The sequence below is a fragment of the Micromonospora sp. CB01531 genome, from assembly GCF_001905095.1.
In the GTDB taxonomy this organism is placed as follows: domain Bacteria; phylum Actinomycetota; class Actinomycetes; order Mycobacteriales; family Micromonosporaceae; genus Micromonospora.
Genome location: NZ_LWLS01000082.1, coordinates 28,120 through 41,257, shown reverse-complemented (window position 1 = coordinate 41,257; position 13,138 = coordinate 28,120). Strand labels below are relative to the sequence as shown.

General features: G+C 70.6%; 1 protein-coding gene (cut by a window edge). It reads left to right on the top strand.

What is annotated here, in order from left to right; translation table 11 throughout:
• On the top strand, positions 1 to 13,138 hold the 3' end of the coding sequence (locus A6A27_RS23860) for a hypothetical protein (protein ID WP_143194132.1). The gene continues 22,940 nt to the left of window position 1, outside the view; only the last 13,138 of its 36,078 coding nucleotides appear in the window; its start codon lies off the left edge, out of view; the stop codon is at positions 13,136 to 13,138.

Below are 13,138 nucleotides of genomic sequence, written 5' to 3'. Positions count from 1 at the left end.
CGCGTACGTACTGGCGAACCGGTTGGGTCACCAGGTCGACCTGGTGGTCCGCATGGGCGACCGGCCCACCGTCACCCACCACGCGTACCCCGGCCTGACCGAGGATCGCCAAGGGACGTTGCGGGCGCGGCGGTCAGGTCGGACCGAGGCAACGCTCGATGACGTGCCACCGGCCGACGACTCTTCGTCGGCCGATGAGGCGTGGGTACGGCGGACCGGCGACACTGCCGTAACCGCCGAACCCTCGGCTCAGGTTTTCCGGTACGAGGCGCGGCGGGATGCGCGGTTGGCAACGGTGCGGGCCACTCGGGAGGAGATCGCGGCTGCTTATCGCGAACTGCGGCAGGGTTTCGCGGGGCGGGTTCGGAACGTGCGTGCTGACGGGGATTGCTGGTATCGCACCCTGTTCCTGGCGTTCAACGACCGTTTGCCGGTGCGGGCGGTCGATCCGGGTGCGCCGACGGGGCTGGAGATCCAGGGTTTGCGTAACGCGTTGGCCGACGAGTTGGCGGAGCGTTTCCAGGCCTACGACGCGCAGGTCGCGGCGGACCCGGCGGCGGTGCCGGGGGTGATCGTCGGATTGTTCCCTAGGGCGTCGGATCGGCAGCTTCCCGCCGAGGAGCGAGCGGAGGCGCAGCGGCGGCATCTGGCGTTGATCAGGCAGATGGGTGACTACCTCGGTCAGATAGATCCGCGTGTGGAGGTTACGGGTTCGCTGGCGGTGGCGGCGTCGGCGTTGCTGTGGGATCTGCCATTGACGGTGTTGGACCCGGACCGTCCGGCAGCGATCGGGCCGGAGGATCGGGACCCCATCGGGTACGTGCTCTACACGGGTCTCCATTACATGGCGGTCGCGGCGAAGCCGGGTGAGCAGGTGCTGGGGCCCGACCAGCTGTCGCCGGCGACGCCGGAGGAACCGGTTGCGCTTTCCGCTGGTGAGGTTGCGTCGCTGGTAGCGGCGTACCGGTGGGAGTTTGACCGGCTTGAGAGCCAAGTTGCGGCACTCGATGAGGCCACTGGCCGGCGGGGCAGGCAGATATTGGCCGACGCGCGGCAGCGGTTGGGTGAGGCGCAATCGGCGGCGTTGGTGATGCACCTGAGCGGGCTCTACCGGGGGTTGAACACCTTCCTGGCTGCCCAGACCCCGTTGGCTCGCGACGCAGTAGCGCCGGACGGCGGCCGCGCCGGCGTTGAGAGCAGCGAGCCCGACTCGGACCTGGACGGCCAGGACCGGGACCCGGACGACGATGCTGGCGGCAATGCCGGCCCGGGGGGACCACGTCCTCCCCGGCCAACTCCACCCCCGAAGCCTCGTCCAGGTTCTCCGGGTGCCGGGGGTGAGCCCCGCGACGATGGCCAACCCGGTCACGAACCCGCCTCGGGTAGTTCTGGTGGCCAGGGCGGAGGTCCTGTCCCGGTGGCCTCGGACCCGGGCACGACCGTCCTGGCGTCCCCACCAGCCGTCCTGTCCGAGTTGACGGCTGCTGCCCAGGTTGCTGTCAGCCGGATGGTGGCGCGTGGCGGCACTGGGCCGGCTTCACCTGTCGCCGGGAGGCTGGCTGTGGTGGCGCAGCAGCTAGCGAGCGGGTGGCCGGCTGATCACGGGGCGGCCCAGCGGGTGGCCGAAGACATCGAGTCGTTGGTGGCGGAGTTCTGGCATTCGGAGCGGCCGTTGGACAACCCTGATTGGGGGGTCGCAGAAGCGTTGAGGTCGTTGTTGGAGACCTGGCGACACGACTTGAACATCAAGGCGACCACCCCCGCTGGTGACGCAGAATCGATGAACCTGCCGCAGTCCGCCCACACGACGCTGTCGGAGGCGGAGTCAGGAGCGCCCGACCAGGTCCACCGAGGCCCCCAGGGCATCCGTCTCGACGCGATTGACCTGCCGGCGGACCATCTGGTACGCGCCATCACCGCCGGCATTGCGCTCTATCACCAGAACGAGTCCACCGACGCCCGCAACGACGCGGAGTTCACCCCGGCTGTGCCGAACCGCAGCATCCTTGTGGTGGGACCGCACGTCACCCGCGAGGCGATCCGCCAGACCGTCGCCGCGCTGCCGTCCGGGGTCGCCGACCGCCTCCTCGTACGCCTCACCACCTGGCCGGTCATGACCACGGCGGAGGCCATAGACCTGGCCGGGTATGTGCTCGGGGGCCGTCGCGGGCCGCTGATCGTGCCCGCGACGCTGTTCGACGGCGTGCCGGAGAGTTCGGATCGGCTCATCCCCGTGCGCTCCGAGCGCCACGTCACCTTCGCCGAGTTCGCGCATGAGTACCACGTCTACCCGGCGGACCGCCCGCGCCCGAAGAGGCGCGCACCCGACGGCATGACGCCGAGCGATGAACGGGTCTGGCGCTACGGCATGGCTGACGGCTGGGTGGCCGAGCAGACCAGCGACGGGGTATGGGTGCGCCCGGAACCGCTGCCGCCCGGCACTACCTCGCCGCGCCTCGGGAGGCGGGTGCCTACCGGCGTACCCCGGATAACGGTCGGGTTGCCGGGCACGGTCGTGCCCGATGCGGTCCGGCGGCAGGTCGCTGTCATGTTGGACGCGCTGTCCGCTGCCCCGGGGCCGGGTGGGCGGCCCGACGTGCTCGTGCACGGCGTGCCCGACTGGCGGCTCTGGCTGAACAATGCGGCGGTGCAGCCGCGCGACGGCAGCCACGTGGTCGCCCCCATTCCGGTGGAGCCGGCGCAGACCTCCGCCATCGCGCCGCCGCCGGCCAGTGTGCCGCCCGCCATGATCCGATCGGCACAGCCGACGACAGCAGCGGCCACCACGGCCTCCGGGCCGGCTACGGACTCCCGTCCGGCCACGACACGGCCACAGCCGACGACAGCGGGCCCGACCACCGATGCCGGGTCGCCGCCGCGACCGCCCGGCAACCGCCAGGCGCGATCCCGCCCCGGGCGCCAGGTCTTCCGGTACGACACGCTGACCGGCCACCTCGATCTGGTCACTCTGGCGGCCCGCACCGTACCCGTCTTCCCAGGCAACGGGCAGCGGCTCGACGGCGCGCCCGTCACCACGCCACCCCCGCCCACCACCACGGAACCGCAGGTGGAGGCCGACACTCGCCCGGGTGAGCGCTACACCCACTTCGACGCCGACCCGGTCCTCCAGGAGACCACGCCGGTGCGGCTAGACCCGCAGGACACAGTGCACTCGGTGCGGCCGGCCTCCGGCATCGACCTCGCCGACCCCAGCCGCGGCGGCGCGCGCGTCCTCGTCCATGACGGGGCCACCGGCCAGTGGAACGTGGTCACTGTGGACCAGCGGCCTGCGGTGCCACCGGCACCTCCGACGGGCAGCCCGGCGCTGCAGATCCTGCGCCGCGACCCGTCCGGCCGCATCGATCTGGTCACCTTCCGGGATCCTCCGCAGGTGCAGCCGGCTTCGGACGGCTATCGCTACCGCTACGTCGACGACGACGATTCTCCCTGGCGGGAGGCCACGCTGGTGGGCGACGCCGAGGTGCAGCCACTGGGCGGCGACGGTGCCCGCACCGCAGCGCTCGTACGCGACCAGGACACGGGTCGCTGGACGGTCGTGCCCGCGGGAACCGATCCCGACAGCACCGTTTTGCCGGTCTACGCCGCTCCGCCCGGCGGGAAGCTGCGCCCAATCGCGCGGCCGCCGCAGCCGCTGCCGCAGGTGTCGTATTTCCGATTCGACCCGGCGCGGCCACCCGGCACCGCCCCCGGCACGGCACCCGCGTTGACGGTGCTGCCGGTGCGTGGCGATCACGTCGACGTCGTCGAGGTGGATCTGGACAACGGGCGGACCAACACGAGCACGTTCTCGCCCACGACCGCGCGCGACGGGGAACTGGCCCTCGCCGACGACGGCCAGTTCCTGATCACGCCGCAGGGGATCGATCCGAGTGGCCTGACCTACGACCCGCAGACCGGGCAGCTCATCCTGCGCCAGCAGGTGACCGACGGCCTGTCGGGCGGGTCGGGCGATCCAGCCAGCGGTGGGCGGCCCGGTGGCGGTGGCCGTCCGTCGGGGACCGACAACCAGAGCACGAAACGCCAGGACACCGGATCACGAGTGCAGGTGCAGCGCAAGACCGTCCTGGTCCGCGAGCAGCGGCCGACCTCGGGCATTCCGCCGCGCAAGGACACCCCTTGGCCACCGCTCGACCCGGCGCTGGCCGACCTCGGTCCGCTGACCCCACGCGAGCGGCTGCTCGCTGAGGACACCAGGGAGCCCGTGGCGCAGCGGGTCAACCAGATCCGCAATCAGCGCGTCTGGGCCCGCCAGGCCCAGGAGGCGCTGGTGCTGCTTCAGCGGGACGCGCGGGAGCGACCAGGGTGGCGGCTCAGCCCGGTGGAACGGCAGGCCGCGGTGGACCAGGTGCTGACCCGGGTGCGCACCGATGTGCCGGTGTCGACGCTGTCGCCGCAGGCCCTGGTCAACCAGGCCACCAGGGAGATCCTGGGGGCCGCGGTCACCAATCAGCTCACCGCCGCGGGCCGACAGGCTGCCATGGACGCGTTGCTGAGCCGTCACGGCCTCGCGCTGGTGACCCTCACGCGCGAGCAGCACGCCGCCGCCGAGGCCGCGGACCTGGGTCGGCAGAGAGTTCTGGCGCAGGCCCGCACGCGGCTGCAGGACGACCCCACCGCCGAGCTGACCGCCGAGGAGATCGACGCCATACGCGGGGCCGTTGGTGACCCGCGGCTGCCCGATCGGCTGGTGCTGACCGCGTCGCAGCACATGCAGGCGGCAGCGGGCGAGGTGGCCAACCGCCTGGAACGGATGGCCGACCTGGAGCGCCAGGCCGCTGGCTGGGGCCCGATCCGTGACGCGGAGCCGTTGCCCGTGCCTGAGCCGCAGCCCCTCAGCGGGGTGCTCAACGCGTCGGTCGGCTTGGCCGCCATTGACGCGTTCCACAGCTTCCTGTACGCCGAGCGTGGCATCGCGCCTCAGTCGCTTCCTGACTCCCGCCGGGTGTGGCAGCGGCTGGTTGACCCTGTCCCACCGCGAACGGACACCGCCCCGACCACGGACACTCGCGGACCGCGAGGGCTGCTGTCGAACGCCCGCCCGGCCGGTGACGCCGACGAGGGACCGATCACCTCAAACCTGGTCTGGGAGGCCCGCCCGGCCGACACCGTGCTGACCCCCCAGGCACAGGCCGAACTCAACCAGCTCGGCCTGCATGTGGTGCCCCTGCCTCCCGGCGGCCCGCTCACGGTCGCGGCGGTCGCCGCGGTTTACCACGGCGTCGGTGGGCTCCTGAACGCGCTGGACAGCCCGCCGGCGAGTTGGGCGCAGATGATCACCGGGATGGTGCTGGCCGACGCGGCGCACGCCAACGGCTCCTGGCCGATGTTGGGCCTGACCGACCCCGACGACGCGACGGTCGGCCAGGTATTGCAGTGGCTCGCCGACGGTATGCCGGTCGATCGGGCGCCCGAGGCGCTGGCCCAGCCTGCCGAGCTGATCGTCGGCCTGACGGCCTCTCTGATAGGCGTGGCCGTGGAGCTGGTCCGGGACGACGGCCGCCGGGTACCACTGGGTCCGCCGCCGGCCGAGGGGGTGTCCCCGGTCGTGATCGTCCAGGGCCGGGGCGGGCACCTGCTGCCCACGGTGCCGTTCACCGCGGCTCCGGCCGTGCTCGCGGCCAACGCCGGCACGCGCCTGCTGACCTCGGCGTTGCCTGACCGGGCCGGCGGGCTGTACGCCGACGAGCTCGCGTTCGCCGACCTCGACCAGATGCTGCGCGACCTCACCGGGCGGCCGGACCCGCTGCTGCCCGCCCCCGTCGAACTCTCGCGACGGCTTCGTGACGTGCTGCTGCCGGGGCGCCAGGCCCCGACGGGTGCGGGCATGGCACCGGTGCTCCAAGCGGTGCGGGAGTCGCTCACCCAGAATCCGCCACCGGCGCGTGACAGCGACGGTGCGGCGACCAGGTGGACGCCGGTGCCGCCGAACCAGGACGACCCGGACCGGGGCGGCCGAAACGGCGATCCCCCCGCGCTGACGTCCCAGCAGGCGCAGACGCTGGCCAACCTCGGACTGGCCGCCCTGGAGAACCGGGCGGGCACGGAATCCTTCTTCGAGGCGCTGCGCGACACCGGCCGGTACGGCCATCCCCGGCTGGCCGGGCTGGCGAGCAGTACTGTGCCCCGGCTGCGTGCGGCGTTCGCCGCCCTGCTGCTGGCGGATCTCGCGCAGGCCGGCAACGCCTGGCCGTTGCTGCGGGCCGACGAGTCCGCCCTGGGTGAACGCCTGGATCTGCAGGTGTCCTGGGTGGAGCAACTGGGCATGATCGGCCAGCCGCCGCCGCCGCTGGTCACCGAGGGTCTGGCCGATACCGTGGCCCAGCTTTTCGGCGTACGGGTGGTCCTGGTGCAGCCGTATGCGGTCCAGGAGTTCATTCCCGCGGGGCTGGACGCCACCGCGCTGCCCACGGTGCACCTGGTGGTGGCGGCCAACGGTCACACCGTTGCGACGGTGCCGGTCGGTGCGGCGATGGTGGGCCAGGTAGTGCGACCAGCGGCCACGAGTGACGTCACGATCGATAGCCTCCCCCCGTCCTCGGACGCGACCAGCCTTAGTGAGAGCTCCACCGGCCCGGTGCTGGTCCAGTCGACCGAGTCGGCGCCATCACCGTCGCCGTCGAGTCCGGCTCCGGTGTCCAACTGGCCGACTTCGGAGTCCGCAGCGAACCCGGTGTCGGATCTGGTTGCGAGCCCGGATCCGGTTGCGGGGCCGACTTCGGAGGATCCGTCGTCGCCACCGCCGCCACCGCCGCCACCGCCACCGCCGCTCGTCCCGGAGGGCATTGCGGCACCATTCCCGAAGGACACCCGGGTCACGCTGGATCCACTCACGCACAGCATCGGCATCCCGCGGGCGGGTCTGCCGGCGATGACGGAGCTGGTCCGGACGCTGCGACAGTCGGTCAACCTGACCGGGGTCGAGGTCGAGGCCGCCGAGTGGGACGCGCTGCCTCAGTTGCTGCTGAGCAACTACCGCTACCTGGTGGCCGACGGCTTCCCGGTGGTGCTCGGCGGCGTGGAGTTGCTGATCCAGCTCTCCCTCGACGAGCCGCGGGCGCTGGAAAACCCGGCCGGGTCGTACGACCGGCCGGTCAAGGACGCCTCCAGCGATGACATCGCCGGGCGGCAGAACACGGAGCGGGGCCGCTACCACGCCAACCAGGCCACCAACGGTGTCTTCCAGACCGGCGTCCATGCGCAGGGCCAGTCCGGCCAGGCCGGGGCGTTCCGGTTGAACGCGGCGGCCGCCTTCAGCCTGGGCCTCGACGAGGACACGCTGGTGGCGCTCAAGTTCGGCGTCTCCGTCTCGGGGCAGGCCAACGTCACCACCCGGGGCACCGGATACATCAAGGACGCTGAGGGCGGTCACGTCGAGGACACCAGGGCCGACTCCGCGATTCTCTCCCTGAAGCCCGTCTGGCGCTACCGGATGCGCACCGACCCCGCGCGTCCCTGGGCTCGTACGTCCGACACGACGGTCGCTGAAGTCTCGGATGAGCGGCTGATCCTCGCCGTCGCCGAGCACAACCTCGGTCAGGCTGGTCCGCAGGTGCGGGCCGTGGCGCCGCCTGCGGACAGCCCGCACGCCGCCGCGTTCGCGCGCAACGCGACCCGTATCCCGGTCACCTACTTCGCGTCCGGAATCACCGGGCTGCCGGAGCTGGCCGACGGCATCATCGGTGAGCTGCGGGCGGGTGGTCTGGCCATGAAGATCGGGAGTGACACCCGCAAGGAGCTGCTGCAGAAGCTGTCCAATCTCGATGCCCACCTCGACGCGGCGGTCAATGACCAGGACGGCTACCGGTTCACCCTGCACGAGCGTGGCCGGGTGGTGGCCGAGGTGGTGGTATACGGCACCCGGCTAGCCGACGGCACGGTCCGGGTCGGCACCACCAGTGACAAGGCCCACGTCGAGAAGGTCAGCACCGCGATCTCCGGCAACGGCGGCAGTCACGGCCTCAGGAACACCAGCGGGGTCAGTGTCTTCGGCGAGGCGAACCTGCTGCCGCTGCCGTTCCTGTCCCTGGGTCCGAGCATTTACGGGGGCTTCAACTGGCACAACTTCGACAGCGCGAGCGCGAGCCGGGCCGGGCTGTGGGTGCATGTGTCGCGCTACACCGGGTTCACCGGCGGATATCACGTCAAGTTTGACTTCCGGGCCAAGGTATCGGTGCGCAACAAACCCGATGCCACGCCCACCATGACCGACCCGGTGAGCGGCAGCGCTCTGCTGCGCATCCCCGAGCCAGATGCGTTCTCGCACGGGTTCCCCATCGACCAGGACGCGCTGCCGCAGGAAGTTCGCGACTCGTTGTCCAAGGACGACGACGTTTCCACGGTGCCGTACCAGCCGCGCCTGGTGCGCAACACCAGGCCCCTGCCGGACGTCCCGACGTCCATGCCGCTGCCGCGGCATGTGGCTGAGGGTCGCGGCGTCGGGCAGGGGCTTGTCCGGGTGGAACAGTCACTGGTCGACGAGATGCGGGCGATGCTCCTGCCCGAACTGCGCGCGCGGAAGTTCGTGCCGCCCGACGCCGATCGACCGTTCCACACCGGCCCGCAGGCGATCAAGTGGACCCGCAAGACGGCGCTGGACAGCCAGCTCGACAACTTTGATCTTGTACGCAAGATGGTCTCGACCAATGGGGTGCACTCGCACTACAACGCCATGCATCAGGACGGGGTCTCCTTCACGCTGCACCACCGGCACGAGCGCGGCCGGGTACGCAGCGCGCGGGTCACCATCAGCGCCGAGATGGATCTTAAGGACCGGGTGAACCCCGACGGCACTTCGAAGGATTTCGACCGATTCACGGACGAATACCACTTGGTCAACCTCGCGATGGGGATGGACGTCGCGGTCCAAGGCGCGGGTGGTGGTAAGGAGTTCATCTTCGGCGGGAAGCTCAGGGGCGGCATAACCGGGCTGCCCTTCGGCGACTACGTGCGTGGCGGCCTCCAGTATCAGCGGGGCGTCGGGGCCAGAGAGAGCGTCGTCTCCCTGTCCAATCGGCCGGAGCTACTGGAGTATGCGCATCGGCTGGCCAGGTACTGGCTGCGCAGCCGCTACCGGATCACGGTGGAGTACGACGATGGCACTCCGACCTTCTCCGCGCAGACCGGCGCGCACGAGGCGAGGGTGCAACTCATCCCGGCGTTCAACTTGCCGAACCGGCCGCTGGGCCCGTCCCAGCACACCGACTCCGGCGTGCTCGACCAGGCCGTCATCCTCCACTTCGACACCACCGGCGTGCTGCCGGCGCTGCGGGAGATGCAGCCGAAGCTCACCGGGCCGGGAAAGGTGACCGACGAGGAGGTCGCCAACTTCGGCGGCACCATCAGCCTGGCCGCCCATGCCAAGGAGATCATGCAGGGGGCGTACGACACCGACACGCTGTTCAAGTCGAAACTCTTCCTCGACCGGTACGGCTCCCTGTCCGTCTCCGGCACGATGGGGCAGAGCACTTTCGTCGGCTCCACCGACGAGGCTTATACGCTTGGTCTGATCTTCCTGCAGTTGTCGAAGGCCGCCCAGACCAGGACCGTCAGCGACGGCATCACGTGGGAGAAAGTCGCCTTTGGCATGAGCGGCGATCCGCAGGCCGCCGGGCTCACCGGGATCGCGCCCGCATGGGCGGCCAGCCGGTATTGGGGCTGGTCAGAGTCGCAGACGGCCGCCCGCACCGGCGCCAAGGAGTTCCTCGACCTCGACTTTCACCGGGCGTACGCGTTCGCGACCACAGTCGACCTCACCCTGCGCAGCTCGCACGAGCGGCACGGCAAGCTCACCATGCTGACCGGCTCCATGGGGCGAACCGAAACCAGGAACGTCAAGGACCGACAGCTGATCTACCTACTGTCCGAACCGCAGGCGCTGGCCCGCTACGGCGAGGACCGGGTGCCGCTGGACGACGCCCAGCTGCTGGACGCAATGCGCCGTTGGCAGTCGGGTGAGCTCGTCCTGCCCGGCGACGTGGTGGCGAGCGTCCTGTCCCGCTGGCAGCGCGACAGCACCCGCGCGGCGCAGCAGAAGCGGCAGGAGCTGCCGGAGAAGGAGCAGCACACCCTGCCCGACACCCGCGCGCCGTATTACGTACGCCGTGCGGCGATGGCGCTGGACCTGGCGAGGCGGCACAACCTTAACCAGACGCCGATTTTCGACCCGAACGTGCGCCGATGGTTCAGCGAGCAGTTCGGCGGCCCGCGGCTCAACGATCCGGTCGATGCGTTCCCGCACGTTCACCTGCCCGAGTACCTCACGCGTAACGGTCCCCGTGCCCTGGGCCATGCCACGGTGGCCGACTTCAAGCTTGACAGCGGCATCAGCGTTTTAGACCTCGTCTACAACGCCGTGGACCAGGCCGCGCCGGGTCTGCTCGCGCGGCGTCCGCAGGTGTGGGTTGACAGCAAGGACAACATCGGTCGGCTGCAGGGTGGGGTCGACACGCTGCAGGGCATGCTCGCCGGTGGCCGTATCCGCGGCCTCGCCGAGGACATGATGCACACCGAAGGGGTTTGGGTCTACCTGGTCAATCCGGTGGGCTGGCTCAACGCCGACGTGGTGGCGATCAACCTGCGCCTCGAGATCAACGACGGTGCGAAGGTGCGTTCGTTCGTGCCGGACTCCGGCGTGGAGAACTACGGGCACGGGTACGTCGAGGCCAGCAGCAGCGCCAACCGGGACGGATCGCGGTCGTTCAACGTGCTCGGGCTCGGTTTCAGCGGTGAGCACGGCACCTCCGGCGGTCCGTCGCTCAGCGTGTTCGACGGCAACCACCGCAGGACCGGACGGGAAACGGTCGGCACGACCGAGCAGACCGTGTACGACTGGAGCGGCCACTACCTCTTTGGGGTCTCGGCCACCATTAAGATCGGCGTGCGCCGTTACGACCAGGTGAACCGCCCCCTCAACACGGCCGCGATGCGCGCCTTCCGGGCCAAGAAGGGCCTCAATGATCCGAAGGCGGTGCGGCGCTCCGGTGTCATCGAGCTCAAGGTGCCCCGCGGCATCGCCGAGGCGCCCGCCATCTTCGGGCCGGCCCAGATGCCCGACCTGTCGGCGCTGCTGCCACTGCCCGGTGACGCGTACCTGACCGCGGTGCTGCTCGACGACGGGTTGCCGGTCGCGAGGCAGCTGCTCGCCCGGGCGCTGGGCAGCGGGGCCGACAGCGCGGACTACCGGGGCAGCCTGTCGCTGCCGGTGCTGCTGTCGCGCTCTCACCTGGCCAACCACCTGGTCGAGGCGCTGCGGCCGCAGGGATACCGGCTCGTCGACGACTTGTTCCTGCCCGGCCACTCCAGCGACCGGGTGGAGCTGGACATGCACGCCGAGCTGTTCGACATGCAGATCATCTCCGAGATCGTCAACGCCACCGGCACCGGCCGATACGCCAAGCACCAGAGCGGCACCACCGCCTCCACGTCGACCGACCTCAAGGCCTCCTCCCTGGACGGCAGCGTCGGCCAGAGTGGCGTCATCAGCGTCAACGACCCTGCCCACGCCAACGAACCGTGGGGGGCGAACCAGCACTCCGAGGCCACTAGCGCCGCCCGGCTCGCTCCACGGGGCCAGTACAGCGGCGGCACGGAGAACTACCGGCGTGAGCAGCACGTCAAGCAGCAGGGCCCCGTCTTCCTGGTGCGGCTGCGGTTGAAGGCCAGCTTCACCGCGCAGCGCGTACACCAGCACCTCTTCGGTGATCCCGAATATACCGGCACCTTCTACAGCGACCCGGTGACCGGCGACGTCTACGTGGAATTGTTCGTCGACGAGGTCCGCGAGCTGCAGCGCCGGATGAGTGAGCGCAACGCGGCGACCCGGGCGGCCGACGACCCCGCCACCTGGGCGCCGCTGGATCCGCAGGCACCCCGGGTGAACCTGGACCAGCATCTCGTCGACGTGGCCGGCGCGGGGTCCGACGCGGTCCGGGCCGCCGGGAACGTGGCGCAGGTGCTGCGCGACCAGCTCGGTCGGGACGCCCGTAGCACGGCCAACGCGCGGCGCACGCTGTGGGACCCGGACCACCCCCGGGACGCCAGGCCCATCGTGCTTACCACCAGCGAGGCGTCGCGGGCCTACGAGTCGTACCGTGCGGTGCTGAACTGGGCCGAGTCGCACCGGCTCGCCGACCGGTTGCGCAACCGCCCGAACCTGGCCAGGAGGTATAAGGCCTGGCGGGGAGACCTTGCCTTCGCGCCACTGTACGGCGCGGACAACACAGCTGCGGTAGAGGCGTGGCGGTACCGGGTTAAGAAGATCATCAACTGGGTCAACAAAACCCAGCCGATCCCCGAGGGCGCCCAGGCGACTGGACCGCTCGCGTTGCCGCCGGAGGCGTCGGTGCTGTCGCTGGATTCGGTGCACGTCGGCCGCCGGATCGCCCGCGAGATGGGACGCCACGTGCAGGTGGAGGAGACTGCGGCCGATGGCACGGTCACCCGGCACCGCATTGACCCGACCGGTCGCGTGTACCGCGCCAGCGCCGACGGCCGTCCGGAGGCAGTTGAGGCCGCGATCGCGAACCTGCCCGAGGATGTCCGCCAGGCCCTGGCGGAAAATCCCGTGCCTTCCGGGGAACTGGCCGACCTCTACCGCGACTCGTGGACCAGCCAGCAGACGACCTTCGAGCTGGCGGTGCGGGCGCGGCTGGCGCGCGACGCCGACAACCGAAAGCTGGCGGCACGGGCGGAAGAGTTGTATGCGCAGCTCGGCGCGGAGCAGGTCGAGCAGCTTACCGAGGAGGCCGCCGTGATCATGTGGCGGTGGACGCTTGGCCTGACCGCGACCGACAACCTCATCGACCGGTTCCCGTGGGCCGCGGCGGCGCGGTCGGGGTCCCTCGCGGAGCAGGTGGCGGCAGTGGTGCGCGACCCGGCGCTCATGCTCACGGTCATCGAGGCGCTCGTCAAAGGCCGCGCTTGGGCGGTGCTCGCGGCGGTCAAGATCGGGCGGCAGCTGCAACACCGCGGCACCCTGCCAGGCCTTGCCACAACCTTCCCGGTCACGCCGGGTCCGCTGCCGCCGCTCGGGGCGTCGGTGTCCACCACGACGCCGATGAACCCCACCACATCGGGGAGTCTGGGGACACCGGGCGGCTTTGCCGGTGGAGGGGCCTAA